Origin of the sequence: Sphingomonas immobilis, assembly GCF_030580995.1 — a bacterium.
GTDB lineage: Bacteria > Pseudomonadota > Alphaproteobacteria > Sphingomonadales > Sphingomonadaceae > Sphingomonas > Sphingomonas immobilis.
Window position 1 is genome coordinate 59,130 of the sequence record NZ_JAUQSZ010000005.1, and the last position, 24,596, is coordinate 83,725.

Sequence of the window (24,596 nt, forward strand, 5' to 3'; positions counted from 1 at the left end):
AACGTTCAACCGCCCCCGCCGCTCATATAGTCACGCAAGTGGGCTTGCCTAGCGCCCTTTGTACCCCCGCGAAGGCTGGGGTGCAGTCTGCGTCCTCGCTTTCGCGGGGACGCAGAGGAACGACTTACGCCTTGGCGGCCTGCTTCTCGGCCTTGGCGGCCTTGCGCTCGCGGTACTTGACGCCCTTCTTGGCGGCGGCCTTCTCGGCGGCTGGCACGACGTGGATCACCTCGACCGAACCGCCGGCCTTCTCGACCGCCTCGATCGCCGACTTCGACGCACCGGCGACGGTGAACGACAGCTTGGCGGTCAGTTCACCCTTGGCGAGGAGGCGTACGCCGTCCTTGCCGCCGCGCGTCAGACCGGCCGCGTCGAGCGCCGCCTGGTCGAGCGTGGCACCCGCCTCGATCTTGCCGGCGTCGATCGCCTTCTGGATCGCGCCGAGGTTCACCTCGGAATAATCCTTGGCGAAGATGTTGTTGAAGCCGCGCTTCGGCAGACGCATGTGGAGCGGCATCTGGCCGCCCTCGAAGCCGGCGATGCTGACGCCCTCGCGGCTCTTCTGGCCCTTCTGGCCGCGCCCTGCAGTCTTGCCCTTGCCCGAGCCGATACCACGGCCGACGCGCATTTTCGACTTACGCGCACCGGCGTTATCGCGGATTTCGTTCAGTTTCATAGTTATGCACTCGCTTTCGCTTTTGTCGCGCTGGATTAGTGGAAGGCGCGGCCCTTAGAGGATCGCCGGATACATGTCACGCCCCTTTTGCTTAAGGAGCGGAAATGCCGGTATGCGGCCCGCTACCGAACCGGCGCAAGGCCGTGCGTGCCGGTCGCTCGATCAGGACGAAACCGATCCGCGCGATCATTGCGACCGAGACGACGAAGCCGAGAAGGAACCAGGGTGACGCCGCAAGGGCGATCATATCGAAATATGGCGCCAGCAGGATGAAGGCGAGCAACTGCACCGGGACATGCCAGAGATACATGCCGTAGGTATTGTCTCCTACAAGCGTCGCAACCGCGCGCAGCGATCGCGGTGCGGCCGCTTCTACTGCGACGAGTGCGAGGATGGCACCGCCGAACAGGCCCGGAAGTCCGATCAATTGCCGCATCGACTCGTTTCCGACCGCAAGTGTTACAAACCCTGCCGTAATCATCGCAAAGACGAGAGCGGCCAGCATCGCTCGATCATCTCGCAGCGCCTCGTGCAAGCGGCAGACCGTCACGCCTAGAAAGAAGAAATAGCCGCATTGCAGAATCAGGTTGCCCGGCGTGGTCAGCTTGAGCGCGAGCAAAGCTCCGCTTAGCGCCAGTGGCAACGCAATACCCCAGCGCGGCAGCCAGCGTCGCGTCAGCCAGAACAGCGCGTAGATCAACACCTCGACCGAAACCGACCAGATCGGCGCGTTGAAGGAATATCCGCGCTCAAAGCCCCAGTTGGACGCGAACAGCAATTGCAGACCGAAATGATAGAGATCGTTGTTGCCGAAGATCAGGTTCACGCCCAATTGCCGCCACGCGATAGCCTGCAGCAGCGCCACCACACACAGCGTGATGAGGTGCAAGGGGTAGAGGCGCGAAAGGCGATTGACGAAGAAGGCCCGCGCCGTCATTTCCGCGCCGTAATAGACACTGGCGAAGACGAAGCCGGAGATCATCCAGAAGATCGGGACGGCATAAAGTCCGTAGCCGTAGAGATAGGAGAACAGGTGGCGTCCCGGCTCCAGTGCCTCGAACCCCGCGACCGGCGCGTGCGCGCCGACGGGATAGAAGAAATGCTGATAGTGCCACATCAGCACCGCCAGCGCAGCGAGCCCGCGTGCGCCGTCGAGCAGGCAGAGTCGGCTGTCGCCCCCGCGCCGTGCCGAGACCGGCGCCGCGAACAGTTGGCCGATCAGATGGCGAAAGCGGTCGGCCAGGATGCGTGTCTCCAACAGGAAACGAGCCGGATCGACGATCGACCCGGCTCGTTCCTTTTCACTCGGCGGCTTTCGCCTTACGCCTCGATCTTCACCATGTGCTGAACCTTGCGGATCATGCCGCGAACCTCGGGGCTGTCCTCCAGTTCGCGCGTCTTGTGCATCTTGTTGAGGCCGAGACCGATCAGCGTCGCGCGCTGGTCCTTCTCGCGGCGGATCGGCGAACCGGTCTGCGTGATCTTGATGGTAGCCATATCGCTTACTCCACGATCGCTTCGGCTTCGGCCTGGGGCGCATCCGCGCCGCCACGGCCGAGCAGATCGGCGATCTTCTTGCCGCGACGCTGCGCGACCGACTTGGGCGAAACCTGAGCCGTGAGCGCCTCGAAGGTGGCACGGATCATGTTGTACGGGTTCGACGTGCCGACCGACTTGGTCACGACGTCATGGACGCCCAGGCTCTCGAACACGGCGCGCATCGGACCGCCGGCGATGATGCCGGTGCCCTGCGGGGCCGAACGGACCGTCACGCGGCCCGCACCGAAATGGCCGTTGCCGTCATGATGCAGCGTGCGGCCTTCCTTGAGCGGAACGCGGACCATCGCCTTCTTGGCAGCGGCCGTCGCCTTCGAGATGGCTTCCGGCACTTCTCGCGCCTTGCCATGACCGAAGCCGACACGGCCCTTGCCGTCGCCGACGACGACGAGTGCCGCGAAGCCGAAGCGCTTGCCGCCCTTCACCGTCTTCGAGACGCGGTTGATGTGAACCAGCTTCTCGATCAGCTCTTCGCCGCCATCGTCCGCACCGCCGGGGCCGCCACGGCCGCGATTGTCGCGACCGCCACGGTTGTCACGACCGCCACGGTTGTTGCCGCCGCCCGGGCCGCCACGACCACGACCGCCGCGCGGACCGCGACCCTCGGGTGCGGCTGCGCCTTCGGTGCCGGCCGCTACCGGAGCGTCGGTCTGGGGGATTTCGTCAGCCATTCTTAGAACTCCAATCCGGCGGCGCGAGCCGCTTCCGCCAGTGCCTTGACGCGGCCGTGGAACAGGAAGCCACCGCGATCGAACACGACCTGCGTGACGCCCGCCGCCTTGGCAGCCTCGGCGACGCGCGTGCCGACCGAGGTCGCCGCGTCGACGTTCGCGCCCGACGTGCCGCGCACGTCCTTCTCAAGCGTCGATGCGGCAGCGACCGTCACGCCCTGGGCGTCGTCGATGATCTGCGCATAGATGTGCTTGCCCGAACGATGCACCGAGAGGCGCGGACGGGTGCCGGCACGCGCGCGCAGCGCGGTACGGTTGCGGCGGCGCCGCTTCTCGAAGAGAGACATACCCTTGGTCGACATTACTTCTTCTTCCCTTCCTTGCGGAAGATGAACTCGCCGTCGTACTTGATGCCCTTGCCCTTGTACGGCTCGGGCTTACGCCAGCGACGAATTTCCGCGGCCAGCTGACCGACCTTCTGCTTGTCCGAGCCCGAGATCTCGACCGTCGTGTTGTCGGGGGTCTTGACCTCAAGACCTTCCGGCACGTCGATATCGACGTCGTGGCTGTAGCCGAGCTTCAGGTTCAGCTTCTTGCCCTGCGCAGCGGCGCGGTAGCCGACGCCGGTGATCAGCAGCTTCTTGGTGAAGCCGTCGGTCACGCCGGTGACGAGGTTCTGCACCATCGTGCGCTGCATGCCCCAGAAGGCACGCGCCGCCTTGCTGTCATTGGCCGGCTGCACCGAAATGCCGCCGTCCTCAAGCGTGTAGGTGATCTCGTCGCGGAGCGTGAGCGAGAGGGTGCCCTTCGGGCCCTTCACGTTCAGCACGCCGCCGTCGATCGTGGCCGTTACGCCCGCCGGTACGGTGACCGGCTTCTTGCCGATGCGGCTCATCAGAATACCTCCGCCAGCACTTCGCCACCGACGTTCTGCTCGCGCGCTTCGGCGTCGGACAGAACGCCACGCGGCGTCGAGACGATCGTGATGCCCAGGCCGTTCATCACGCGGGGCAGATCCTGCGAACCCGAGTAGACGCGGCGGCCAGGCTTCGAGACGCGCGCGACGTGCTTGATCGCCGGCTGGCCCTCGAAATACTTCAGCTCGATGCGGATGCCGGCCGCAGGGCCCATCTGCTCTTCGCTGTAGCCACGGATATAGCCCTCGCGCTGAAGCACGTCGAGCACGCGGGCCCGCAGCTTCGAGCCCGGCGTCAGGATCGAATCCTTACGCGCGCGCTGGCCGTTGCGGATGCGGGTGAGCATATCACCCAGGGGATCGGTCAATGCCATCTCGTGATCCTTACCAGCTCGACTTCGTGACGCCCGGGATCATGCCCTTGTTGGCGAGATCGCGAAGCTGCACGCGGCAGAGGCGGAACTTGCGGTAGTAAGCGCGGGGACGGCCCGTCAGCTCACACCGGTTGCGAATGCGCGTCGGGTTACCGTTGCGGGGAATCTCGGCCATCTTCAGGCGCGCTTCCCAACGCTCGGCTTCGTCGGCGTTGTTGTCGGCGGCGACCGCCTTCAGCTTGGCATACTTGCCCGCATACTTCTTCACGAGCTTCTTGCGGCGCTCGTTCTTGTTGATCGAACTCAGCTTTGCCATCTTATGCCGCCTTCTTTTCTTCGGCTTCAATCGGGAACGGGAAGCCGAACAGGCGAAGCAGCTCGCGCGCTTCCTCGTCGGTCTTCGCGGTCGTCGCGACGATCACGTCCATGCCACGGATCTGGTCGACCTGGTCGTAGCTGATTTCCGGGAAGATCAGCTGCTCCTTCAGGCCGCAGGCATAGTTGCCGCGTCCGTCGAACGACTTCGGGTTGAGGCCGCGAAAGTCGCGAACGCGCGGCAGCGCGATCGTGATGAAGCGATCGAGGAACTCGTACATGCGCTCACGGCGAAGGGTGACCTTCACGCCGATCGGCATGCCCTCGCGCAGCTTGAACTGCGCGATCGACTTCTTCGCCTTGGTGACGACGGGCTTCTGGCCGGCGATCAGCTCCATTTCGGTAGCCGCCTTCTCGACCTTCTTCTTGTCCTGCGTCGCTTCGCCAACGCCCATGTTCAGGACGATCTTGTCGAGGCGCGGAACCTCCATCGCGTTCTTGTAGCCGAACTTGTCGGTCATCGCCTTGACGATACGCTCGTCATAGATGCCCTTCATCCGGGGCGTATACTTGGCATCAGCCACTGATCTTCTCCCCGGTCTTGACGGCGACGCGGACCTTCTTGCCGTCCTGGGTCTCGAAACGGACGCGCGTCGGCTTGCCGTCGGCGGTCACATGCGCGACCTTCGAGACGTGCAGCGGCGCTTCCGAACGCTTCAGGCCACCCTGGGGGTCGCCCTGGCTCGGCTTGGTGTGGCGGACGTGGACGTTGATGCCCGAGACGACGACCTTGCCGTCCTTCGGCAGCGCCTGCGTCACTTCGCCGGTGCGGCCCTTGTCCTTGCCGGACAGGACGATCACGCGGTCACCCTTCTTGATCTTGGCGGCAGCCATCACAGCACCTCCGGCGCGAGCGAGATGATCTTCATGTGCTTCTTGCCGCGCAGTTCGCGCACGACCGGGCCGAAGATACGGGTGCCGATCGGCTCCTCGTTCTTGTTGACCAGCACGGCTGCGTTCGAATCGAAGCGGATCACGGTGCCGTCGGCGCGGCGAATGTCCTTCGCCGTGCGCACGATGACGGCACGGTGTACGTCGCCCTTCTTCACGCGCGCACGGGGTGCGGCTTCCTTGACGCTGACGACGATGATGTCGCCGACGCTGGCAGTCCGGCGCTTGGACCCGCCAAGCACCTTGATGCACATGACCCGCTTCGCGCCGCTGTTGTCAGCGACCTCGAGATTGGACTGCATCTGGATCATAGATCCGGTTCCTTCTCATTTGGCCTGCCGGGACGCGCCCGGTGGTTCCGTTGTCATCGACGCCGCCCTTTCGGACGGCGCAATCTCGATTAAGCGTCGGCGCCGACTTCAACCCGCTCCGGCGTCGCATGCGTGTTCACGCGGTCGATCACCTTCCAGGTCTTCAGCTTGGAGATCGGCGCGGTCTCTTCGATCCGCACGGTCTCGCCCTGCTTGTATTCGTTCGCCTCGTCATGGGCGTGATACTTCTTCGAACGGCGGATGATCTTGCCGTAGAGCGCGTGCTTGACCTTGCGCTCCACGTTCACGACCACCGTCTTGTCGCCCTTGTCCGAGACGATCAGCCCGGTCAGCACGCGCTTAGGCATGTCAAACTTCCTTACTTGGCAGCCGCGTCGCGCGAGCGAGCGGTCTGCAGCGTCTTGATACGGGCGATGTCACGGCGGACTTCGCGAACCCGGCTCGGCTTTTCGAGCTGGTTGGTCGCGGCCTGGAAACGGAGGTTGAACGCCTCACGCTTCAGGTTGCCGAGCTCCTCGGACAGCTGGTCCTCGGTCTTCGCCTTCAGGTCGTCGATACGAGCCATCTTATGCAACTCCCAGATGCGAGGTGTCGCCGAGACGGGCAACGACCTTCACCTTGATCGGCAGCTTCATCGCCGCGCGGCTGAACGCCATCGCCGCCACGTCGCCCGGAACACCGTCGAGCTCGAACAGGATCCGGCCCGGCTTGACGCGCGCAGCCCAGAATTCCGGCGAACCCTTGCCCGAGCCCATGCGGACTTCGGCAGGCTTGCCCGAGACCGGAACGTCCGGGAAAACGCGGATCCACAAACGGCCCTGGCGCTTGATGTGGCGCGTGATCGCGCGGCGAGCCGCCTCGATCTGGCGCGCGGTGATCCGCTCCGGCTCCATTGCCTTCAGCCCGTAGGAGCCGAAGTTGAGCGTGGTGCCGCCCTTGGCCTCACCGTGAATCCGGCCCTTGAAGGCCTTGCGGAACTTGGTCTTTTTCGGTTGCAGCATGATTCAGTCCTTAGCGACGGTCGTCGCGCGCCGGGCGCACGCCGGAGGTCTGAGCCTCCATCATGATCCGGTCCTGCGCCATCGGGTCGTGGCCGAGGATCTCACCCTTGAAGATCCAGACCTTGACGCCGCAGACGCCGTAGGCGGTGTGCGCCTGCGCTTCGGCATAATCGACGTTCGCACGCAGCGTGTGGAGCGGAACGCGGCCTTCGCGATACCATTCGGTACGGGCGATTTCAGCACCGCCGAGACGGCCGCCGCAGTTGATGCGGATGCCTTCCGCGCCGAGACGCATCGCCGACTGCACCGCACGCTTCATGGCGCGGCGGAAGGCGATACGGCGCTCGAGCTGATCGGCGATGCCCTGCGCGACGAGCTTGGCGTCGACTTCCGGCTTGCGGATTTCGACGATGTTCAGGCTCACGTCCGACGAGGTCATCGATCCGAGCTTGCGGCGCAGCTTCTCGATGTCCGCACCCTTCTTGCCGATGATCACGCCGGGGCGCGCAGCATAGATGGACACGCGGCACAGCTTGGCCGGGCGCTCGATCACGACCTTCGAGATCGCCGCCTGAGGCAGCGCCTTCAGGATGTAGTTGCGCATCCGCAGGTCTTCGAGAAGGAGACGGCCATAGTCGCCACCTTCCGCATACCAGCGGCTGTCCCAGGTACGGTTGATCTGCAGGCGCAGACCGATCGGGTTCGATTTCTGACCCATTATGCTTCTTCCTGCTCGCGCACGACGATGCGCAGACGGCTGAACGGCTTGAGGATGCGGGTCGACTTGCCGCGGCCGCGCGTGGCGAAACGCTTCATGACGATCGACTTGCCGACCGACGCCTCGGCGACGACGAGCGCGTCGACATCGAGGTTGTGGTTGTTTTCCGCATTGGCGATCGCCGAGGCGAGAACCTTGCGTGCGTCAATCGCCATGCCCTTCGTGGAGAATTGCAGGATGTTCATCGCATCGCCGACCTTCTTGCCACGGATGAGCGCAGCGACGAGGCCGAGCTTCTGAGCCGAGCCGCGGATCTGCGTACCGACCGACAAAGCTTCCTTCTCGCCGACGCGGCGGGGGGATTTAGGCTTCGACATCAGCGCTTGCCCTTCTTGTCGGCGGCATGGCCCGGGAAGTAGCGCGTCGGCGCGAACTCGCCGAGCTTCATGCCCACCATGTCCTCGTTGACGGAAACGGGCACGAACTTGCGACCGTTGTAGACGGTGAAGGTCAGGCCGACGAACTGCGGCAGGATCGTCGAGCGGCGCGACCAGGTCTTGATCGGCGCGCGCGCATTGGTTTCCTGCGCGGTTTCTGCCTTCTTCAGCAGGTGGAGGTCCACGAAGGGACCCTTCCAGACGGAACGAGCCATGAGCGGTTAGCCCTTCTTCTTGGCGTGACGCGAACGGATAATCATCTTGTCCGTCGACTTGTTATGGCGGGTGCGCGCACCCTTGGTCGGCTTGCCCCACGGCGTGACCGGATGACGGCCGCCCGAGGTCCGGCCTTCACCACCGCCGTGCGGATGGTCGACCGGGTTCTTCGCGACGCCGCGCGTCAGCGGGCGGATGCCCAGCCAGCGGTTGCGGCCGGCCTTGGCGAGGTTGGTGTTGCCGTTGTCGGGGTTCGACACCGCACCCACCGTCGCCATGCAATTGGCGTGGATGTAACGCTGCTCGCCCGAGTTGAGGCGGACCATCACCATGCCCTTGTCGCGACCGACGACCTGCACGTAGGTGCCGGCCGAACGTGCGAGCTGACCACCCTTGCCGGGCTTCATCTCGACGTTGTGGACGATCGTGCCGACCGGCATCTGACCGAGTTCCATCGCGTTGCCCGGCTTCACGTCGGTCTTCTTGTCCGCGATCACCTTGTCGCCGACGGCGAGGCGCTGCGGCGCGATGATGTAGGCGACTTCGCCGCCCTCGGCAGCCGAACCGCCGTTATAGCCGATCAGCGCGATGAACGCGGTGCGGTTGGGATCATATTCGATCCGCTCGACCGTACCCTCGACGCCCCAGTTGCGGCGCTTGAAATCGATGATGCGATAGCGCTGCTTGTGGCCGCCGGCGATGCCGCGCGACGTGACATGGCCCTTGTTGTTGCGGCCACCGGTCTTGCGCTTGCCTTCGGTAAGCGCCTTGACGGGGCCGCCCTTGTGCAGGCCGCTGCGGTCGACCAGAATCAGGCCACGGCGGGCCGGGCTGGTCGGATTATAATGTTTGAGTGCCATTTTACTGGATCCCCGTCGTCACGTCGATGGACTGGCCGTCCTTGAGCGTAACGATCGCCTTCTTGATGTCCGAACGAGTGTAGGGCGCGCCCTTCCACTTCTTCGTCTTGCCCTTCTGCACGATCGTGTTCACGCCGGTGACGTTCACGCCGAACAGCGCCTCGACCGCAGCCTTGATCTCCGGCTTGGTCGCGTCGTTCGCGACCTTGAAGACCACGGCGTTGTTCTCAGAGAGAAGCGTCGCCTTTTCGGTGATGTGCGGCGCGACGATCACGTCATAATGACGGATGTCGATATCGCCCTTCTGCTTCTTAGCCATTGAAGCGCGCCTCCAGCTTTTCGACGGCAGCGGTGGTCAGGACCAGCGTGTCGTGCTTCAGGATGTCGTAAACGTTCGCGCCGGCGGCCGGCAGGACGTTGATCGTCGAAAGGTTGCCCGCGGCGAGCGCGAACGTCGTCTCGACCATGTCACCGTCGATGACCAGCGCCGTCTTGCCGGTGCCGAGCTTCGCCCAGTCCGCGATCAGCGTCTTGGTCTTGCTCTCGGCGACCGCCAGGCTGTCCATGACGACCAGCGTGCCCGCCTGAGCGTGGCTGCTGAGCGCCATCTTCAGGCCCAGCGCGCGGATCTTCTTGTTCAGGCCCGGATTGAAATCGCGGGTCCGCTGACCGTGCGCCTTACCACCGCCGATGAAGATCGGAGCGCGGCGATCGCCGTGACGTGCCGTACCGCCGCCCTTCTGGCGACCGAACTTCTTGCCGGTGCGGGCGACGTCGGCACGCTCGCGCGTGCCGCTTGCAGTCGCGCGACGCTTCTCAAGCTGCCAGGTGACGACGCGGTGCAGGATGTCTGCGCGCGGATCGAGACCGAAGATCTCGTCGTTGAGCTCGACGTCTGCCGCCTTCGCCTTGGCGTCGAAGGATTGAACCTTGACCTTCACGTTCAGCCCTCCTGGCCTTCGGTGGCCTCAGGAGCGTCCGCGACATCGGCGGGCGTCTCTGCGGGCGCATCGTTGTTGTTCTGAGCGGCCTTCAGGCCAGCCGGGTACGGCGCGTCCTTGTGGCGCGCGACCTTCACCGCGTCCTTGACGATCAGCCAGCCGCCCTTCGATCCGGGCACGGAGCCCTTGATGAAGATCAGGCCGCGCTCGACGTCGGTCGACACGATCTCGAGATTCTGCTGGGTGCGCTGCGCGTCACCCATGTGGCCGGCCATCTTCTTGTTCTTGAAGACCTTGCCCGGATCCTGACGCTGGCCGGTCGAACCGAGCGAACGGTGCGAGACCGAGACGCCGTGCGTCGCACGCAGACCGCCGAAGCCCCAGCGCTTCATGCCGCCCTGGAAGCCCTTGCCCTGCGTATAGCCCTGAACATCGACGATCTGGCCGGCGACATAGTGATCGGCGGCGATTTCCGCGCCGACTTCCAGGACCGCATCGTCGGAGACGCGGAATTCCGCGAGCTTCGCCTTGGGCTCGACTTCGGCCTTGCCGAAGTGGCCGCGCTGCGGCTTGGCGACATTCTTCGCCTTGGCAACGCCGGCGCCCAGCTGGACGGCGACGTACCCATCACGATCGGCCTCGCGAACGGCCACGACCTGGAGACTTTCAAGCTGCAGGACGGTGACGGGCACATGGCGCCCATCGTCCTGGAACAAGCGGGTCATCCCCATTTTCTTCGCGATCACGCCAGTGCGCATGATCTGGTTCCTTCCAAATAACAGAGGCACCCCGCGGACGATTCCGAAGGGTGCGTGCTCAGCCCAAAATGGATTATACTGCGTCGGCCCCGACCCGGGCTGGTGCTTCCTTGAGGCAGGAAGCGTGTCGGGGGACGCAGACCCCGGCATGCCGGGCGGTATCCCTTGTATCTGCCCCTATCGGGGCCGAATCTCTTGCGAAGCGGCGCTATTAAGCGAGCTTGATCTCGACGTCAACACCGGCTGCGAGGTCGAGCTTCATCAGCGCGTCGACCGTCTGCGGGGTCGGCTGAACGATGTCCAGCAGGCGCTTGTACGTGCGGGTCTCGAACTGCTCACGCGACTTCTTGTCGATGTGCGGGCCACGGTTGACCGTGAACTTGTCGATGTGCGTCGGCAAGGGAATGGGACCACGGATGAGTGCGCCGGTGCGACGGGCGGTGTCGGCGATGTCGCCGGCAGCCTGATCGAGCACGCGATGATCGAACGCCTTGAGGCGGATGCGGATGTTGCTGTCCATAGTCCCTACCGATGCGAAAGAGCGGGCCCGTTTCCGGGCTCTTGCCGTTCTGATTAAACTGGAGGCGGGCCATTACAGGCGCCTCTTACAAAAAGCAACCGCCCGACTCCCTTTCAGGAGCCGGGCGGCAAACTTTTTTCAGTGGCTCGCGAAGATTACTTCGTGATGCCGCTGACGATGCCCGAACCAACGGTACGGCCGCCTTCGCGGATCGTGAAGCGCTGGCCCACGTCCATGGCGATCGGCGCGATCAGCTTGACGCCAAGCGCGATGTTGTCGCCAGGCATGACCATTTCCGTGCCCTCGGGCAGCTCGACGGTGCCGGTCACGTCGGTCGTGCGGAAGTAGAACTGCGGACGATAGTTGGCGAAGAACGGCGTGTGACGGCCACCTTCGTCCTTCGACAGCACGTACACTTCCGACGAGAAGTCGGTGTGCGGCTTGATCGAGCCGGGCTTGCAGAGCACCTGGCCACGCTCGACCTCTTCACGGCCGACGCCGCGGATCAGCGCACCGATGTTGTCGCCGGCCTGGCCCTGGTCGAGCAGCTTGCGGAACATTTCGACGCCCGTGACGGTGGTCTTGCGGACGGTCGGCTGGATACCGACGATCTCGACTTCCTCGCCGACCTTGACGATGCCGGTCTCGACGCGGCCGGTGACGACCGTGCCGCGGCCCGAGATCGAGAACACGTCCTCGATCGGCATCATGAACGGCTTGTCGAGCGGACGCTCCGGCTGCGGCAGATAGGTGTCGACCGCTTCCATGAGCTTGAGCACGGCGTTCTTGCCGATCTCGTCGTTCGAACCGTCGAGCGCCTTGACGGCCGAGCCCGGGATGACGGGGATGTTGTCGCCGTCGAAGTCGTACGACGACAGCAGCTCGCGGATTTCCAGCTCGACGAGCTCGAGGATCTCGGCGTCATCGACCAGATCGACCTTGTTCATGAACACGACCATCGTCGGCACGCCGACCTGGCGCGCGAGCAGGATGTGCTCGCGGGTCTGCGGCATCGGGCCGTCGGTGGCCGAAACGACCAGGATCGCGCCGTCCATCTGGGCGGCACCGGTGATCATGTTCTTCACGTAATCGGCGTGGCCCGGGCAATCGACGTGCGCATAGTGGCGTGCGGTCGTCTCGTACTCGACGTGGGCAGTCGAGATCGTGATGCCGCGCTCGCGCTCTTCGGGAGCCTTATCGATGTTGGCATAGTCGACGAACGTGGCGCCGCCGGTCTCGGCCAGCACCTTGGTGATCGCGGCCGTCAGCGACGTCTTGCCGTGATCGACGTGGCCGATCGTGCCGATGTTGAGATGCGGCTTGGTCCGCTCGAACTTTGCTTTTGCCATGATTCCCTACCTTATTGATCGTTTTCCGAGCCGTGGGGCACGCGCGAAAGCGGCCCCATAACGGCTGATGATGGATTGCGCCAGCCCTTAAGCCAGCTTCGCCTTAACTTCCTCGGCCACGTTCGCCGGCACTTCGTCGTAGTGCGAGAACTGCATGCTGTACTGCGCGCGGCCCTGCGTGAACGAACGCAGCTGGTTGACGTAGCCGAACATATTGGCAAGCGGCACCATCGCGTCCACCGACTGCGCGTTGCCGCGCGTATCGGTGCCCTGGATCTGGCCACGACGGCTGTTCATGTCGCCGATGACGTCGCCGAGATAATCCTCAGGGGTGACGACCTCGACCTTCATGATCGGCTCGAGCAGCTTGATGCCCGACTTCTGCGCCGCTTCGCGCATCGCGGCGCGACCGGTGATTTCGAACGCCAGTGCCGACGAGTCGACGTCATGGTAGGCGCCGTCGTACAGCAGGATCTCGAAATCGATGATCGGGAAGCCGACCAGCGAACCGGTCGCTGCCGTCTCGCGGAAACCCTTCTCGATCGACGGAATATATTCCTTCGGAATGTTACCGCCCTTGATCTCGTCCTTGAAGACGATGCCCGAACCGCGCTCGCCCGGCGTAAGCTTGACCTTCACGCGGCCGAACTGGCCAGTGCCGCCCGACTGTTTCTTGTGCGTGTAGTCGATGTCGACCGGCTTCGCGAGATATTCGCGATACGCCACCTGCGGCGCGCCGACATTGGCCTCGACCTTGAACTCGCGCTTCATGCGATCGACGATGATCTCGAGATGGAGCTCGCCCATGCCCTTGATGATGGTCTGGCCGCTCTCGGCATCCGACGACACGCGGAACGACGGATCCTCGCGGGCGAGACGATTGAGGGCGACGCCCATCTTTTCCTGGTCTGCCTTGGTCTTGGGCTCCACCGACAGCTCGATGACGGGCTCGGGGAATTCCATGCGCTCGAGGATGATCGGCGAGGTGATCGCGCAGAGCGTGTCACCCGTCGTCGTGTCCTTGAGGCCCGCAAGCGCGACGATATCGCCGGCATATGCCACCTGGATGTCCTCACGGTCGTTGGCATGCATCAGCAGCATGCGACCGACCTTTTCCTTCTTGTCCTTCACCGAATTGGTCACCTGCGACGCCGCTTCGAGCTTGCCCGAATAGATGCGTGCGAAGGTCAGCGTACCGACGAAGGGATCGTTCATGATCTTGAAGGCGAGCGCCGAGAACGGCGCGCTGTCGTCCGAGGGACGCTCGTCCGGCGTCACGCCGTCAAGCTTCAGGCCCTGAATGGCGGGGACGTCGAGCGGGCTCGGCAGATAATCGACAACGGCGTCGAGCAGCGGCTGCACGCCCTTGTTCTTGAACGCCGAACCGCAAACGACGGGAACGAACGACATATTGAGCGTGCCCTTGCGGATCATCCGCTTGAGGGTCGCAACGTCCGGCTCGTGGCCTTCGAGATACGCCTCCATCACGTCGTCGTCCTGATCGACGACGAGCTCGATCAGCGCCTCACGCGCCTTGGCAGCCTTGTCGGCCAGCTCGGCGGGAATGTCCTGATATTCGAACTTCGCGCCGAGGCTCTCCTCAAGCCAGATGATCGCACGGTTGTTCACCAGATCGACCAGGCCCTTGAAGTCGCTCTCGATGCCGATCGGCAGATAAAGGACAGCCGGCTTCGCGCCGAGACGCTCGACGATCGAGTTAACGCAATAATCGAAGCTCGCGCCGGTGCGGTCGAGCTTGTTGATGAAGCACATGCGCGGCACGCCGTACTTGTCGGCCTGACGCCACACCGTCTCGGACTGCGGCTCCACGCCGGCAACGCCGTCGAAGCACGCGACCGCGCCGTCGAGCACGCGCAGCGAACGCTCGACCTCGATCGTGAAATCGACGTGGCCCGGCGTGTCGATGATGTTGATGAGGTGCTCCTCACCCTTGCCCTCTTCGGCGCGCCACTTGCAGGTGGTTGCAGCCGACGTGATCGTGATGCCGCGCTCCTGCTCCTGCTCCATCCAGTCCATCGTCGCGGTGCCCTCATGGACTTCGCCGATCTTGTAGGACTTGCCGGTGTAATAGAGGATGCGCTCGGTCGTCGTCGTCTTGCCGGCGTCGATGTGCGCCATGATGCCGATGTTGCGATAGCGGTCGAGCGGATGGCTGCGGGCCATGATGGTCACTCCTGGGGCCTGAGACGGCGGATAAATCTAAAAAGGCTGCATTCTCAAAACCGTTCGGGCCGAGCCTGTCGAAGGCCTGCCCTTTCTTCGAACGAAGTACAGCCCTTCAACAAGCTCAGGGCGAACGGTTTTGAGGTGAGGGCCGAAGCCCTCACCCCATATAGTCGTTACCAGCGATAATGCGAGAAGGCGCGGTTCGCTTCCGCCATGCGGTGCGTATCTTCGCGCTTCTTCACCGCGTTGCCGCGATTGCTGGCGGCGTCCATCAGCTCACCGGAGAGGCGTGCCGACATCGTGTTCTCCGACCGCGCACGCGCCGCCGTGATCAGCCAGCGGATCGCCAGCGCCTGGGCACGCTCGGGACGAACCTCGACCGGCACCTGATAGGTCGCACCGCCGACGCGGCGGCTGCGGACCTCGATGCCCGGCTTCACGTTCGCCAGCGCGTCGTGGAACACGCCGATCGGATCCTTCTTCGCACGCTGCTCAACGGTTTCGAGCGCGTTGTAGACGATGCCTTCGGCGACCGACTTCTTGCCGTCCAGCATGATGCTGTTCATGAACTTGGAGAGAACCTCGTCCCCGTACTGGGGATCGGGCAGGATGACCCGCTTTTCGGGCCTGCGACGACGTGCCATTTCAAATTCCTTATCTGTGCTTCAGCGATCCCCGGAACACGTCCGGCGCTTACTCTGGCGGATTACTTCGGACGCTTGGCGCCGTACTTCGAACGCGACTGCTTGCGATCCTTCACACCCTGCGTATCGAGCACGCCGCGCAGGACGTGGTAGCGAACGCCGGGAAGATCGCGAACGCGGCCGCCGCGGATGAGCACGACCGAGTGCTCCTGCAGGTTGTGGCCCTCGCCCGGGATGTAGCTGATCACTTCGCGGCTGTTGGTCAGGCGGACCTTGGCCACCTTGCGCAGCGCCGAGTTCGGCTTCTTCGGGGTCGTCGTGTAGACGCGGGTGCAAACGCCGCGCTTCTGCGGGTTCGCTTCCATCGCAGGAACCTTGGACTTGGCCTTCTGCGGATCGCGGCCCTTGCGGACCAGCTGGTTGATCGTCGGCATGAATCTCTTCACCTTGGATAGTTGGTTACTTTGCTGGAGCCATGACGCTCGGGAATACAAAAAGGACCGTGAGGGACTCATGCCCCCCGGGCCCTGGACGCATCCAGCAATGTTCAAGCACCTCGACGGGGCACAGCCCTGCCAAAGCAGCGGCGCCTATACAGGGCGACTCATGGGTGGTCAACAGGCCCCGCCCGCCCTACCTGATCGCCATGACCCACCCCATCCGCGTCGCCGCGCTGTACCGCTTCGCGCGCTTCGACGATCCCGCCGCGATTCGCGACGAGCTGCATACGCTTTGTACGACACTCGGCGTGAAGGGCACCCTGCTGCTCGCGCGTGAAGGAATCAACGGCACGATCGCAGGATCGGCGAAGGCGATCGACGCGGTCGTCGCTCGCATCCGCGCCTTGCCGGGCTGCGCGGACGCCGAGATCAAATTCTCGTCCGCCGCGACACCGCCGTTCCACCGCTTGAAGGTCCGCCTGAAGCGCGAGATCGTAACGATGGGCGAGCCCGATATCGATCCGCTTGCCGACGTCGGCGCCTATATCGCCCCCGCCGACTGGAACGCGCTGATCGCCGATCCCGACACCATCGTGATCGACACGCGCAACGACTACGAGGTGAAGGTCGGCACCTTCGCGGGGGCGGTCGATCCGCATACGGCGAGCTTTCGCGACTTCCCCGCTTGGTTCCGCCACCACCAGGGCGAGCTCGCCGGCAGGAAGGTCGCGATGTTCTGCACCGGCGGCATCCGCTGCGAGAAGGCGACGGCGTTCGTGAAGGCGCAGGGGATGGATGAGGTCTATCACCTCCACGGCGGCATCCTCCGCTATCTGGAGGAGGTGCCCGCCGCCGAGAGCCTGTGGCAAGGCGAGTGCTTCGTGTTCGACGAGCGCGTCGCGGTCGGACACGGGCTCACTCAGGGCAGCCACGAACTGTGCCGCGCCTGCCGTATGCCGGTCAGCGTCGAGGACCGTGCGTCGCCGCTGTTCGCGGAGGGCGTGAGCTGTCCCGCTTGCCACGGCACGCGAGATGACGCGAAGCGCGCCGCGCTCGCCGAGCGGCACCGGCAGGTCAAGCTCGCCGAGGCACGCGGGGAGACACACGTCGGGGCGGCCTATCCTGCTCGTGACGACTAGGCCGATCCTCTACAGCTTCCGGCGATGCCCGTATGCGATGCGGGCGCGAATGGCGCTGCTGGCGAGCGGGGTCACGGTCGAGATTCGCGAGGTCGTGCTTCGCGACAAGCCGCCGGAGATGCTTGCGGCGTCGGCCAAGGGAACGGTGCCGGTGCTGGTCACGGCGGATGGCGTGATCGACGAGAGCCTCGACATCATGCGCTGGGCGCTCGGCGCGAGCGACCCCGAAGGCTGGCTGGCGGGCTACGATACGGCGCTGATCGCGGCGAACGACGGGGCGTTCAAGCACCATCTCGACCGTTACAAATATCCCGAGCGGCATGGGTCGGACCCGATCGCGCATCGCGCGGCCGGCGCGGAAATGCTGGCGACGCTGGAGGAGCGGCTCACCGCCTGCTCCCACCTAGCAGGCGAGCAGCGCACGCTCGCCGATATCGCGATCTTCCCCTTCGTCCGGCAATTCGCCGCGACCGATCGTGCGTGGTTCGACGCCCTGCCCCTGCCCGGCGTGCGGCGCTGGCTCGCCGCCCTCACCGACTCGCCGCTGTTCGAAGCGGCGATGGTCCGCCTGCCGCAGTGGCGCGCGGGCGATGTGCCGACGCTTTTCGGTCAGTAGCTCCGGCCGACCAGCACCCGCTCGACTGCCGCGTCGCCGGTGAAGATGCAGGCGCCGTCCGCCGGTGCCGCATCGTTGGGGACGTTGCGCAGGGTGAGCTTGAGGCCCTTCAGCCGCTCGACCACCTTCTCCAGCGCCGCGCCGGTCGGCTTCGACCATTGCACTTCGAGGAAGCCGGGGGTCTTTGCACCCTCCGCGAAATGCGCCTCGACCGCTGCCCAATCGGCGGCAGGGGCGATGTTGGCGTCGAGCCGGGCCTTGGCCTCGGCGAACAGGCCGCTCTGGATTTCCTCCAGAGCCGCTACCGCGCCGCCGACGAATTTGCCCTTCGCCACCACTGCGCTGTCGAGCTTGCCGTCCTCGCGGTAGAGCCGGTCGCGGCGCAGCACCGAGACGTTGCCGCCCGCCACGTCGCGGCCGCCGACCTCGATGACGATCGGCGCACCCTTCTTCACCCAGCCCCACCGCTTGGTCGCGGCCTTGGCCGCTTTCAGGTCGAGCAGCGCCCGCACCGGCTCGCCGAAGGCCGACAGGCCGGCGAGATCCTTCTGGAGCGCCTTGCAATAGTCGACGACCGCGGCGTCCTCGGGCGCGTCGCGCAGCATCGGCACGATCACGATCTGCCACGGCGCGAGGCGCGGGGGCACGCGCAGGCCATCGTCGTCACCGTGGACCATGATGAGCCCGCCGATCATCCGGGTCGACACGCCCCAGCTCGTCGTATTGGCGTGTTCGAACACGCCTTCCGAATTCTGGAACTTGATGTCCTGTGCGCGGGCGAAATTGGTGCCGAGGAAGTGCGAGGTGCCGGCCTGCAGCGCCTTGCCGTCCTGCATCATCGCCTCGATGCTGTAGGTCGCGACCGCGCCGGGGAAGCGCTCGTTCTCCGGCTTCTCGCCCGCCACGACGGGGAGCGCGACGCACTCCTCGGCGAACTCGCGATAGACTTCGAGCATGCGCAGAGTTTCCTCGCGCGCCTCGGCCTCGGTGGCGTGGGCGGTATGGCCCTCCTGCCAGAGGAATTCGGCGGTGCGCAGGAACATGCGGGTGCGCATCTCCCAGCGGACGACGTTGGCCCATTGGTTGATGAGGACGGGCAGATCGCGCCACGACTGGACCCAGCGCGCGAAGGCGGTGCCGATCACCGTCTCCGACGTCGGGCGAACGACCAGCGGCTCCTCCAGCTTCGCCGACGGATCGGGCACGAGGCCGCCCTTCCCGTCCGAGATCAGGCGGTGATGCGTGACGACCGCCATTTCCTTGGCGAACCCGTCGACATGCTCGGCCTCCTTCTCGAAATAGGAGAGCGGGATGAACAGCGGGAAATAGCAATTCTCGTGGCCGGTCGCCTTGATCTTGTCGTCGAGCAGGCGCTGCATCCGTTCCCAGATGCCGTAGCCCCACGGCCGGATGACCATGCAGCCGCGCACGCCCGATTCCTCGGCCATGTCGGCCTCGGCGATGACGGTCTGATACCATTCGGCGAAATTGGCTTCGCGGGTGACGGAGAGGGCGCGCTTTATCATGAGCGCCGGATAGCGGGATGCGAAAGCGGCGTCACCCCCGTCGCGCATGACGCGAAAGTGATACCTCGCTTGACAGATTGACACCTGAATCGAAAATATCCGAGGCGATCGTTTCCGATTTTGCACCGATCCGGCGCGGAAAGTCACACTAAGGTCACACTGGTCCGCATGTTTTGCGCGAAAGCGTGTTGCGGGAAATGCTTCCCGAGCGACCGACGATAAGAAAGAGCGACCGAGAGTGTGACAGGCCGGCGGCGTGTAGGACAGCGGGAATGTCGGGTATGGGTGGGGAGGCGACTTTGCCAATCCTCTCCCGCTTTCGCGGGAGAGGCAACGGAGACTTGGTCCGCATTCTTCATGCGGGCCTAGACGTAGTCGGTGAGGGTCTTCTTCTCGCAAACGTCGAAGAAGAAGACCCTCACCCAACCCTCTCCCGCGAAGGCGGGAGAGGGCTAAGAGAACGGGCACCCGCTTGTCCCGCGGCGCAACATCCCGCAAGGCTCGCGTATGGGGGCGACCGGACAGAGCGAGGACCGCGCGATGCTCGGCATCGGGCTGCGGCTGCTCGCGGTGTTCCTGCTCTCCAGCCTGTATGCGATGATCAAGGTGGCGGAGGGCTGGCATGCCAACCTCGTCGAGATCATGTTCTTCCGACAGGCTTTCTCGATCCCCGTGACGATCGCCTATATGATCGTGGCCGGGCCGGGCCTCGCCGCGGTCCGATCGGGCGCGCCGCGCGGGCAGGTGATCCGTGCGATCATCGGCCTGATCAGCATGGCGTTCAATTTCGGTGCGACGTTGCTGCTGCCGCTGGCGGAGGCGACCACCCTCGCCTTCACGGTGCCGATCTTCGCGACGATTCTCGGCGCGCTGATGCTGCGCGAGCCGACCGGCTGGCGGCGCTGGACGGCGGTGATGACGGGGTTCGGCGGCGTGCTGATCATCACCCAGCCGGGGAGCGGGCACTTCCCGCTGTGGGGCGCGATCTGCGGGCTGATGTCCTCGATCTCTATCGCACTGGTGGCGATCCAGTTGCGGCAGATCGGCAAGGTCGATCTGCCGGTGACGACGGTGTTCTGGTTCTCGTCGCTGTCGATGCTGCCGCTGGGCGCGCTCTACCCGTTCTTTGCGCAGGCGCACGACGCGGCGACCTTCGCGTTGCTGGCGGCGATGGGCCTGGTCGGCGGGCTCGGGCAGATCGCGTTCAGCGCGGCGCTGAGGCATGCGCCGGTCTCGACGGTGATGCCGATGGATTATTCGGCGATGCTGTGGGCGATGCTCTACGGCCTCGTCCTGTTCGGCGCGCTGCCGACGCCGTGGACGTGGATCGGCACGCCGGTGATCGTCGCGTCCGGCCTCTACATCGTCTGGCGCGAGCGCAAGGTCGCGCGGAATCCGCAGGTGATGGAGGCGATCGCCGACTAGGCGGGACGCGTCGCGCGGGCCTCTTCGAGCAGGCGTTTCGCGCGCAGGTACATTTCGAGGCGCGTCGCCGCGAACAGGCCGAGCGCGAGTGCGATCAGCACGTCCGTCACCAGCATCGTGCTGAGGTGGAAGCTCGCCCCTGCCCCGCTCGCCAGCATCTCGCGCGCGCCGAAGCGCACCGCGATCAGCACGACGATGAACAGCATCGCTGCAGGCGAGGCGCGCTGGTCGAGCCGGTGCGTCTCGGGATCGACATGGATGTGCATCAGCTTGCCGCGCTGCCACCCGATGGCGGCGCCCGCGAACAGCGCTACCGCACAGACCAGCCAGCCGAGCGGGCTCGGCGGGAATTCGTAGAACATCACCGCGGCGAAGGCGGCGTAGATCGCCGGGACCACCCAGAGCGTTTCCAGCCGCAGACGCCGCATCCGGCTCATGCCGCGCATGCGCAAGGCCAGCACGACGACGACGATCACCGCCGTGATCGCGTAGCTGATCCACTGGTTCGGATGTGCGGCATGCACCTGCATTGTCTACCCCTGCCCGTTCGCCGCCGTCATAGCAAAGCGACGCGCCCGCGCTCCAGCCCTATTCGGCCGCCTGCGCGGCTTCCGGCTCCTTCCACACGAGCACGGGCTTGCGCGCCGCCAGCGTCTCGTCGAGGCGGCTGCGCGGGGCGTAGTGCGGCGCGCTCTTGAGGCTGTGGTCGCCCGCCTTGGCGCGTTCCACTACGCTGCGCAGCGCGTCGATGAAGGCGTCGAGCCCGGCCTTGCTCTCGGTCTCGGTCGGCTCGACCAGCATCGCGCCGTGGACGACGAGCGGGAAATAGACCGTCATCGGATGATAGCCCTCGTCGATCAGCCCCTTCGCGACGTCGATCGTGGTGAACCCTTCCGCGAGGTTGGCGTCGGAGAACAAAGCCTCGTGCATGCACGGCCCCGCCTCGCCGAACGGCGCGGTCATGGTCTTGTCGAGGCTGCGCAGGACGTAGTTGGCGTTGAGCACCGCATCCTCGGCGACCTGCCGCAGGCCGTCCGCGCCGTGGCTGAGGATGTACGTCAGCGCGCGCGTGAACATGCCCATCTGGCCGTGGAAGGCGACCATCCGGCCGAAGCTGTGCGGATGATCCTCGCCGACGGTCTCTTCCTCGACGAGCTGGAAGTGCCCGTCCGCCTGCTTCGCCACGAACGGCAGCGGGCCGTAGGGCGACAGCGCCTCCGACAGCACGACCGGGCCCGAGCCCGGGCCGCCGCCGCCGTGCGGGGTCGAGAAGGTCTTGTGCAAGTTGATGTGCATCGCATCGATGCCGAGATCGCCCGGCCGCACGCGCCCGACGATGGCGTTGAAGTTCGCGCCGTCGCAATAGACGTAGCCGCCGACCGCATGCACCGCGTCCGAGATCGCGCGCATGTCGCGCTCGAACAGGCCGCAGGTGTTGGGGTTGGTGATCATCACCGCCGCCACGTCCGGCCCCAGCCGCGCCTTGAGCGCCGCGAGATCGACGCGGCCGTCGGCGGTGGCGGGGATATCCTCGACGCTGTAGCCCGCGAAGGCCGCCGTCGCCGGGTTGGTGCCGTGCGCGCTTTCGGGCACGAGGATGACCTTGCGGTGCCCCTCGCCCCGCGCCTCGAGCGCGGCCTTGATGCAGAGGATGCCGCACAGCTCGCCGTGCGCGCCCGCCTTGGGGCTCATCGCCACGCCGTACATGCCGGTCAGCTCGATCAGCCAGACGGCGAGCTCCTGGATCACCGCCAGCGCGCCCTGCACGGTATCGACCGGCTGGAGCGGGTGGACGTCGGCGAAACCGGGGAGCCGCGCCATCTTCTCGTTGAGGCGCGGATTGTGCTTCATCGTGCAGCTGCCGAGCGGGAAGACGCCGAGGTCGATCGCGTAATTCTGCCGGCTGAGGCGGGTATAGTGGCGCACCGTCTCGGGCTCGGCGAGGCCGGGCAGGCCGATCGTCGCGGTGCGTTCCAGGTTGCCGAGGCGCGGCTTGCCCGCGGGCGGCTCGGCGAGGTCGACGCCGGTGGTCTCGGTCGAGCCGATCTCGAAGATCAGCGGTTCTTCGAGCATCAGCGCCTTGTTGCCGCTGTGCGTGGCGGCCTTGGCGCGGCGCTCGGGCGTCATTTCGGGGCGCCAGCCGGCGGGGTTGAGCGTCGTCATGCCAGCGCCTCCTCGAGCGCTTCGGCGAGCGCTTCGACATCTTCTTCGGTGGTGGTCTCCGTGACGGCGACGACCAGGCCGTTGGCGAGGTCCGCCGCGCCGGGATAGAGCCGCCCGAGCGACACGCCCGCGAGAATCTGCTTGTCGGCCAGCGCACGCACGACACCGCGCGATTCCTTGGAGAGCTTCAGCGTGAATTCGTTGAAGAAGCTGTCGTTGACGACTTCGACCCCATCAACTTCCGCGAGCCGGTCCGCCGCCGCCGCCGCGCCGATGTGATTGAGATCGGCGAGCTTGCGCAGGCCCGCCTCGCCCAGCAGCGTCATGTGGACCGAGAAGGCCAGCGCGCACAGCACCGAGCTGGTGCAGATGTTGGAGGTCGCCTTCTCGCGGCGGATATGCTGCTCGCGCGTCGAGAGCGTCAGCACGAAGCCGCGCTTGCCCTCGGCATCGAGCGTCTCGCCGCAGAGGCGGCCGGGCATCTGGCGGACGTATTTCTCCTTGCAGCCGAACAGGCCGACATAGGGCCCGCCGAACTGCAGGCCGACGCCGATCGACTGGCCCTCGCCGACGACGATGTCGGCATCCATCTCGCCGGGCGACTTGATCGCGCCGAGCGCGACCGGCTCGGTGACGACCGCGACCAGCAGCGCCTTGTTGGCGTGGCAGGCATCGGCGAGCGCGGTGAGATCGGCGATGCGGCCGAGGATGTCGGGGTATTGCACGACGACGCACGACGTATCGCCGTCGATCTTGGCGATCAGCGCGGCGATATCGGTGTCGGCGTCGAGCGCCGGCAGCCCGGTGTCGAGCACGTCGCCGGTGTATTTCGCCATCGTCCTGGCGACCGAGACGTAATGCGGGTGCAGGCCACCCGACAGGATCGCCTTGCCGCGCCGGGTGATGCGCCGCGCCATGCCGATCGCCTCCCAGCAGGCGGTCGAGCCGTCGTACATCGAGGCGTTGGCGACATCGGTGCCGAGCAGGCGCGCGACCTGCGTCTGGAATTCGAACATCACCTGCAGCGTGCCCTGCGCGATCTCGGGCTGGTACGGCGTGTAGGCGGTGAGGAACTCGCCGCGCTGGATGATGTGATCGACCGATGCGGGCACATGATGCTTGTACGCGCCGCAGCCGATGAAGAACGGCACCGATCCCGCCGCGATGTTGCGCGACGCGAGCGCGGCCATGTGCCGCTCGACCGCCATCTCGCTCGCGTGTAGCGGCAGGCCGTGGATCGGCCCGTCGAGCCGGGCGATCTCGGGCACATCGACGAACAGGTCATCGATCGAGGACGCGCCGATGGTGGCGAGCATCGCCGAGCGGTCGGTATCGGTAAGCGGCAGGTAACGCATTCAGGTCTCCTCCCCCGCACCCTACTCCCCTCCCGCTTGCGGGAGGGGCTGGGGGAGGGCTTGTCCGAAAACGATCGGCGGAAAGCTGGACAGGCCCTCCCCCGACCCCTCCCGCAAGCGGGAGGGGAGATTTACATCACAATTTCGCGACGAACGCCGCGTAAGCCGTCTCGTCCATCAGGCCTTCGAGCTCGCTCGCGTCGCTGAGCGTCAGCTTGAAGAACCAGCCGTCGCCCTCGGGATCCTCGTTGACCAGCGCGGGGTTGTCGGCGAGATCCGAATTGCCCTCGATCACCGTGCCCGAGACCGGCGAATAGACGTCGGACGCGGCCTTCACGCTCTCGACCACGGCGGCCTCGTCGCCCTTGGTCACGTCCTTGCCCTCGTCGGGCACCTCGACGAACACGATGTCGCCGAGCTGGCTCTGCGCATATTCGGAGATGCCGACGGTGCCGATATCGCCGTCGACGTCGACCCATTCGTGATCTTCGGTGAAGTAACGGCTCATC

At 65.3% G+C, this 24,596-nt stretch carries 34 protein-coding genes; 3 read left to right on the forward strand and 31 right to left on the reverse strand.

Translation table 11 applies throughout. The features are described 5' to 3' along the window. Positions 1 to 124: 124 nt before the first annotated feature. The 26 genes from rplO to rpsL form a co-directional block, all read right to left on the reverse strand. The gene (gene rplO / locus Q5H94_RS08620) at positions 125 to 676 is read right to left on the reverse strand and encodes a 50S ribosomal protein L15 (RefSeq protein ID WP_304560856.1); all 552 of its coding nucleotides are present in this window, start codon (positions 674 to 676) and stop codon (positions 125 to 127) included. Positions 677 to 767: 91 nt separating this feature from the next. Further along, a complete protein-coding gene (locus Q5H94_RS08625; RefSeq protein WP_304560857.1) occupies positions 768 to 1,934 on the reverse strand; it encodes an acyltransferase family protein in 1,167 nt (388 codons plus the stop codon). A 62-nt stretch (positions 1,935 to 1,996) separates the two neighbouring features. Further along, complete coding sequence (gene rpmD, locus Q5H94_RS08630) at positions 1,997 to 2,173, reverse strand: 50S ribosomal protein L30 (protein ID WP_304560858.1); 177 nt, start codon at positions 2,171 to 2,173, stop codon at positions 1,997 to 1,999. Between the two features lie 5 nt (positions 2,174 to 2,178). Then, a complete protein-coding gene (gene rpsE / locus Q5H94_RS08635) occupies positions 2,179 to 2,904 on the reverse strand; it encodes a 30S ribosomal protein S5 (RefSeq protein WP_304560859.1) in 726 nt (241 codons plus the stop codon). 2 nt (positions 2,905 to 2,906) lie between these two features. Further along, complete coding sequence (rplR, locus tag Q5H94_RS08640; RefSeq protein WP_304560860.1) at positions 2,907 to 3,266, reverse strand: 50S ribosomal protein L18; 360 nt, start codon at positions 3,264 to 3,266, stop codon at positions 2,907 to 2,909. Beyond that, positions 3,266 to 3,799, reverse strand: a complete 534-nt coding sequence (rplF, locus tag Q5H94_RS08645; RefSeq protein ID WP_304560861.1) for a 50S ribosomal protein L6 — start codon at positions 3,797 to 3,799, stop codon at positions 3,266 to 3,268. The genes rplR and rplF overlap by 1 nt, the downstream gene beginning before the upstream one ends. Continuing rightward, positions 3,799 to 4,194: a 30S ribosomal protein S8 gene (gene rpsH, locus Q5H94_RS08650; RefSeq protein ID WP_304560862.1), complete on the reverse strand. Its 396-nt coding sequence runs from the start codon at positions 4,192 to 4,194 to the stop codon at positions 3,799 to 3,801. The genes rplF and rpsH overlap by 1 nt, the downstream gene beginning before the upstream one ends. Positions 4,195 to 4,204: 10 nt before the next feature. Continuing rightward, positions 4,205 to 4,510, reverse strand: a complete 306-nt coding sequence (gene rpsN / locus Q5H94_RS08655) for a 30S ribosomal protein S14 (RefSeq protein ID WP_304560863.1) — start codon at positions 4,508 to 4,510, stop codon at positions 4,205 to 4,207. A 1-nt stretch (position 4,511) separates the two neighbouring features. Beyond that, positions 4,512 to 5,093, reverse strand: coding sequence for a 50S ribosomal protein L5 (gene rplE, locus Q5H94_RS08660; protein ID WP_304560864.1), 582 nt, complete (start codon positions 5,091 to 5,093; stop codon positions 4,512 to 4,514). Then, positions 5,086 to 5,403 carry a 50S ribosomal protein L24 gene (gene rplX, locus Q5H94_RS08665; protein WP_304560865.1) on the reverse strand — a complete coding sequence of 106 codons (318 nt, stop codon included), beginning with the start codon at positions 5,401 to 5,403 and terminating at the stop codon, positions 5,086 to 5,088. Before rplX ends, rplE begins: the two co-directional genes overlap by 8 nt. Next, positions 5,403 to 5,771, reverse strand: coding sequence for a 50S ribosomal protein L14 (gene rplN / locus Q5H94_RS08670; protein WP_304560866.1), 369 nt, complete (start codon positions 5,769 to 5,771; stop codon positions 5,403 to 5,405). The genes rplX and rplN overlap by 1 nt, the downstream gene beginning before the upstream one ends. A gap of 89 nt (positions 5,772 to 5,860) precedes the next feature. Next, positions 5,861 to 6,139 carry a 30S ribosomal protein S17 gene (gene rpsQ, locus Q5H94_RS08675; RefSeq protein ID WP_304560867.1) on the reverse strand — a complete coding sequence of 93 codons (279 nt, stop codon included), beginning with the start codon at positions 6,137 to 6,139 and terminating at the stop codon, positions 5,861 to 5,863. An 11-nt stretch (positions 6,140 to 6,150) separates the two neighbouring features. Beyond that, on the reverse strand, positions 6,151 to 6,357 hold the full coding sequence (gene rpmC / locus Q5H94_RS08680; RefSeq protein WP_304560868.1) for a 50S ribosomal protein L29: 207 nt from the start codon (positions 6,355 to 6,357) through the stop codon (positions 6,151 to 6,153). 1 nt (position 6,358) lies between these two features. Beyond that, positions 6,359 to 6,793 carry a 50S ribosomal protein L16 gene (gene rplP / locus Q5H94_RS08685; protein WP_304560869.1) on the reverse strand — a complete coding sequence of 145 codons (435 nt, stop codon included), beginning with the start codon at positions 6,791 to 6,793 and terminating at the stop codon, positions 6,359 to 6,361. A gap of 10 nt (positions 6,794 to 6,803) precedes the next feature. Beyond that, on the reverse strand, positions 6,804 to 7,511 hold the full coding sequence (gene rpsC, locus Q5H94_RS08690; protein ID WP_304560870.1) for a 30S ribosomal protein S3: 708 nt from the start codon (positions 7,509 to 7,511) through the stop codon (positions 6,804 to 6,806). Next, positions 7,511 to 7,888 (reverse strand): 50S ribosomal protein L22, encoded by a 378-nt coding sequence (gene rplV / locus Q5H94_RS08695; protein WP_304560871.1) that lies wholly within the window; start codon positions 7,886 to 7,888, stop codon positions 7,511 to 7,513. Before rplV ends, rpsC begins: the two co-directional genes overlap by 1 nt. Continuing rightward, positions 7,888 to 8,163 (reverse strand): 30S ribosomal protein S19, encoded by a 276-nt coding sequence (gene rpsS / locus Q5H94_RS08700; RefSeq protein ID WP_034161646.1) that lies wholly within the window; start codon positions 8,161 to 8,163, stop codon positions 7,888 to 7,890. The genes rplV and rpsS overlap by 1 nt, the downstream gene beginning before the upstream one ends. A 6-nt stretch (positions 8,164 to 8,169) precedes the next feature. Next, on the reverse strand, positions 8,170 to 9,024 hold the full coding sequence (rplB, locus tag Q5H94_RS08705) for a 50S ribosomal protein L2 (RefSeq protein ID WP_304560872.1): 855 nt from the start codon (positions 9,022 to 9,024) through the stop codon (positions 8,170 to 8,172). A 1-nt stretch (position 9,025) separates the two neighbouring features. Continuing rightward, positions 9,026 to 9,343 carry a 50S ribosomal protein L23 gene (locus Q5H94_RS08710; RefSeq protein ID WP_304560873.1) on the reverse strand — a complete coding sequence of 106 codons (318 nt, stop codon included), beginning with the start codon at positions 9,341 to 9,343 and terminating at the stop codon, positions 9,026 to 9,028. Beyond that, on the reverse strand, positions 9,336 to 9,965 hold the full coding sequence (rplD, locus tag Q5H94_RS08715; RefSeq protein ID WP_304560874.1) for a 50S ribosomal protein L4: 630 nt from the start codon (positions 9,963 to 9,965) through the stop codon (positions 9,336 to 9,338). The genes Q5H94_RS08710 and rplD overlap by 8 nt, the downstream gene beginning before the upstream one ends. 2 nt (positions 9,966 to 9,967) lie before the next feature. Then, entirely contained in the window at positions 9,968 to 10,723 is a 756-nt protein-coding gene (gene rplC, locus Q5H94_RS08720) for a 50S ribosomal protein L3 (protein ID WP_304560875.1), read from the reverse strand. A 211-nt stretch (positions 10,724 to 10,934) separates the two neighbouring features. Beyond that, positions 10,935 to 11,243: a 30S ribosomal protein S10 gene (gene rpsJ, locus Q5H94_RS08725; RefSeq protein WP_069206811.1), complete on the reverse strand. Its 309-nt coding sequence runs from the start codon at positions 11,241 to 11,243 to the stop codon at positions 10,935 to 10,937. 155 nt (positions 11,244 to 11,398) lie between these two features. Continuing rightward, positions 11,399 to 12,592: an elongation factor Tu gene (gene tuf, locus Q5H94_RS08730; protein ID WP_304560876.1), complete on the reverse strand. Its 1,194-nt coding sequence runs from the start codon at positions 12,590 to 12,592 to the stop codon at positions 11,399 to 11,401. An 87-nt stretch (positions 12,593 to 12,679) separates the two neighbouring features. Then, entirely contained in the window at positions 12,680 to 14,776 is a 2,097-nt protein-coding gene (gene fusA / locus Q5H94_RS08735; RefSeq protein ID WP_304560877.1) for an elongation factor G, read from the reverse strand. A gap of 176 nt (positions 14,777 to 14,952) precedes the next feature. Continuing rightward, positions 14,953 to 15,423, reverse strand: a complete 471-nt coding sequence (rpsG, locus tag Q5H94_RS08740; RefSeq protein ID WP_304560878.1) for a 30S ribosomal protein S7 — start codon at positions 15,421 to 15,423, stop codon at positions 14,953 to 14,955. Between the two features lie 62 nt (positions 15,424 to 15,485). After that, positions 15,486 to 15,857 (reverse strand): 30S ribosomal protein S12, encoded by a 372-nt coding sequence (gene rpsL, locus Q5H94_RS08745; protein ID WP_093226361.1) that lies wholly within the window; start codon positions 15,855 to 15,857, stop codon positions 15,486 to 15,488. A 212-nt stretch (positions 15,858 to 16,069) separates the two neighbouring features. On the opposite strand from rpsL, the gene trhO reads away from it, so the two are divergent. Then, on the forward strand, positions 16,070 to 17,002 hold the full coding sequence (trhO, locus tag Q5H94_RS08750) for an oxygen-dependent tRNA uridine(34) hydroxylase TrhO (protein WP_304561066.1): 933 nt from the start codon (positions 16,070 to 16,072) through the stop codon (positions 17,000 to 17,002). Further along, complete coding sequence (locus tag Q5H94_RS08755; RefSeq protein WP_304560879.1) at positions 16,992 to 17,618, forward strand: glutathione S-transferase; 627 nt, start codon at positions 16,992 to 16,994, stop codon at positions 17,616 to 17,618. The genes trhO and Q5H94_RS08755 overlap by 11 nt, the downstream gene beginning before the upstream one ends. Here Q5H94_RS08755 and Q5H94_RS08760 read toward each other — a convergent pair. Next, the gene (locus Q5H94_RS08760) at positions 17,612 to 19,144 is read right to left on the reverse strand and encodes an aminoacyl--tRNA ligase-related protein (RefSeq protein ID WP_304560880.1); all 1,533 of its coding nucleotides are present in this window, start codon (positions 19,142 to 19,144) and stop codon (positions 17,612 to 17,614) included. The two genes, Q5H94_RS08755 and Q5H94_RS08760, sit on opposite strands and share 7 nt — an antisense overlap. 507 nt (positions 19,145 to 19,651) lie before the next feature. Here Q5H94_RS08760 and Q5H94_RS08765 point away from each other — a divergent pair. Next, positions 19,652 to 20,569: a DMT family transporter gene (locus Q5H94_RS08765; RefSeq protein ID WP_304560881.1), complete on the forward strand. Its 918-nt coding sequence runs from the start codon at positions 19,652 to 19,654 to the stop codon at positions 20,567 to 20,569. On the opposite strand, the gene Q5H94_RS08770 is transcribed toward Q5H94_RS08765, so the two are convergent. The 4 genes from Q5H94_RS08770 to gcvH all read right to left on the reverse strand — a co-directional run bounded on the left by Q5H94_RS08770 (position 20,566) and on the right by gcvH (position 24,595). Then, entirely contained in the window at positions 20,566 to 21,099 is a 534-nt protein-coding gene (locus Q5H94_RS08770) for a CcdC protein domain-containing protein (RefSeq protein WP_304560882.1), read from the reverse strand. The two genes, Q5H94_RS08765 and Q5H94_RS08770, sit on opposite strands and share 4 nt — an antisense overlap. Before the next feature lie 58 nt (positions 21,100 to 21,157). Further along, complete coding sequence (gene gcvPB, locus Q5H94_RS08775; protein ID WP_304560883.1) at positions 21,158 to 22,732, reverse strand: aminomethyl-transferring glycine dehydrogenase subunit GcvPB; 1,575 nt, start codon at positions 22,730 to 22,732, stop codon at positions 21,158 to 21,160. After that, positions 22,729 to 24,087 (reverse strand): aminomethyl-transferring glycine dehydrogenase subunit GcvPA, encoded by a 1,359-nt coding sequence (gene gcvPA, locus Q5H94_RS08780; protein WP_304560884.1) that lies wholly within the window; start codon positions 24,085 to 24,087, stop codon positions 22,729 to 22,731. Before gcvPA ends, gcvPB begins: the two co-directional genes overlap by 4 nt. A gap of 136 nt (positions 24,088 to 24,223) precedes the next feature. Next, positions 24,224 to 24,595, reverse strand: coding sequence for a glycine cleavage system protein GcvH (gcvH, locus tag Q5H94_RS08785; protein ID WP_304560885.1), 372 nt, complete (start codon positions 24,593 to 24,595; stop codon positions 24,224 to 24,226). Between the last annotated feature and the right edge of the window lies 1 nt (position 24,596).

What these genes read in the sequence shown, in the direction of transcription:
- rpsE (WP_304560859.1), bottom strand. Translation starts at nt 2,904, where the DNA reads ATGGCTGACGAAATCCCCCAGACCGACGCTCCGGTAGCGGCCGGCACC.
- rplN (WP_304560866.1), bottom strand. Translation starts at nt 5,771, where the DNA reads ATGATCCAGATGCAGTCCAATCTCGAGGTCGCTGACAACAGCGGCGCG.
- rplX (WP_304560865.1), bottom strand. Translation starts at nt 5,403, where the DNA reads ATGGCTGCCGCCAAGATCAAGAAGGGTGACCGCGTGATCGTCCTGTCC.
- gcvH (WP_304560885.1), bottom strand. Translation starts at nt 24,595, where the DNA reads ATGAGCCGTTACTTCACCGAAGATCACGAATGGGTCGACGTCGACGGC.
- gcvPA (WP_304560884.1), bottom strand. Translation starts at nt 24,087, where the DNA reads ATGCGTTACCTGCCGCTTACCGATACCGACCGCTCGGCGATGCTCGCC.
- gcvPB (WP_304560883.1), bottom strand. Translation starts at nt 22,732, where the DNA reads ATGACGACGCTCAACCCCGCCGGCTGGCGCCCCGAAATGACGCCCGAG.
- rpsQ (WP_304560867.1), bottom strand. Translation starts at nt 6,139, where the DNA reads ATGCCTAAGCGCGTGCTGACCGGGCTGATCGTCTCGGACAAGGGCGAC.
- tuf (WP_304560876.1), bottom strand. Translation starts at nt 12,592, where the DNA reads ATGGCAAAAGCAAAGTTCGAGCGGACCAAGCCGCATCTCAACATCGGC.
- Q5H94_RS08710 (WP_304560873.1), bottom strand. Translation starts at nt 9,343, where the DNA reads ATGGCTAAGAAGCAGAAGGGCGATATCGACATCCGTCATTATGACGTG.
- rpsN (WP_304560863.1), bottom strand. Translation starts at nt 4,510, where the DNA reads ATGGCAAAGCTGAGTTCGATCAACAAGAACGAGCGCCGCAAGAAGCTC.
- rpsL (WP_093226361.1), bottom strand. Translation starts at nt 15,857, where the DNA reads ATGCCGACGATCAACCAGCTGGTCCGCAAGGGCCGCGATCCGCAGAAG.
- Q5H94_RS08765 (WP_304560881.1), top strand. Translation starts at nt 19,652, where the DNA reads ATGGGGGCGACCGGACAGAGCGAGGACCGCGCGATGCTCGGCATCGGG.
- rplB (WP_304560872.1), bottom strand. Translation starts at nt 9,024, where the DNA reads ATGGCACTCAAACATTATAATCCGACCAGCCCGGCCCGCCGTGGCCTG.
- Q5H94_RS08770 (WP_304560882.1), bottom strand. Translation starts at nt 21,099, where the DNA reads ATGCAGGTGCATGCCGCACATCCGAACCAGTGGATCAGCTACGCGATC.
- Q5H94_RS08760 (WP_304560880.1), bottom strand. Translation starts at nt 19,144, where the DNA reads ATGATAAAGCGCGCCCTCTCCGTCACCCGCGAAGCCAATTTCGCCGAA.
- rplR (WP_304560860.1), bottom strand. Translation starts at nt 3,266, where the DNA reads ATGTCGACCAAGGGTATGTCTCTCTTCGAGAAGCGGCGCCGCCGCAAC.
- rpsJ (WP_069206811.1), bottom strand. Translation starts at nt 11,243, where the DNA reads ATGGACAGCAACATCCGCATCCGCCTCAAGGCGTTCGATCATCGCGTG.
- rplF (WP_304560861.1), bottom strand. Translation starts at nt 3,799, where the DNA reads ATGAGCCGCATCGGCAAGAAGCCGGTCACCGTACCGGCGGGCGTAACG.
- rplO (WP_304560856.1), bottom strand. Translation starts at nt 676, where the DNA reads ATGAAACTGAACGAAATCCGCGATAACGCCGGTGCGCGTAAGTCGAAA.
- rplV (WP_304560871.1), bottom strand. Translation starts at nt 7,888, where the DNA reads ATGTCGAAGCCTAAATCCCCCCGCCGCGTCGGCGAGAAGGAAGCTTTG.
- rpsC (WP_304560870.1), bottom strand. Translation starts at nt 7,511, where the DNA reads ATGGGTCAGAAATCGAACCCGATCGGTCTGCGCCTGCAGATCAACCGT.
- trhO (WP_304561066.1), top strand. Translation starts at nt 16,070, where the DNA reads ATGACCCACCCCATCCGCGTCGCCGCGCTGTACCGCTTCGCGCGCTTC.
- rplC (WP_304560875.1), bottom strand. Translation starts at nt 10,723, where the DNA reads ATGCGCACTGGCGTGATCGCGAAGAAAATGGGGATGACCCGCTTGTTC.
- rpsG (WP_304560878.1), bottom strand. Translation starts at nt 15,423, where the DNA reads ATGGCACGTCGTCGCAGGCCCGAAAAGCGGGTCATCCTGCCCGATCCC.
- rpsH (WP_304560862.1), bottom strand. Translation starts at nt 4,194, where the DNA reads ATGGCATTGACCGATCCCCTGGGTGATATGCTCACCCGCATCCGCAAC.
- rplP (WP_304560869.1), bottom strand. Translation starts at nt 6,793, where the DNA reads ATGCTGCAACCGAAAAAGACCAAGTTCCGCAAGGCCTTCAAGGGCCGG.
- rpmC (WP_304560868.1), bottom strand. Translation starts at nt 6,357, where the DNA reads ATGGCTCGTATCGACGACCTGAAGGCGAAGACCGAGGACCAGCTGTCC.
- rpsS (WP_034161646.1), bottom strand. Translation starts at nt 8,163, where the DNA reads ATGGCTCGTTCCGTCTGGAAGGGTCCCTTCGTGGACCTCCACCTGCTG.
- rpmD (WP_304560858.1), bottom strand. Translation starts at nt 2,173, where the DNA reads ATGGCTACCATCAAGATCACGCAGACCGGTTCGCCGATCCGCCGCGAG.
- fusA (WP_304560877.1), bottom strand. Translation starts at nt 14,776, where the DNA reads ATGGCCCGCAGCCATCCGCTCGACCGCTATCGCAACATCGGCATCATG.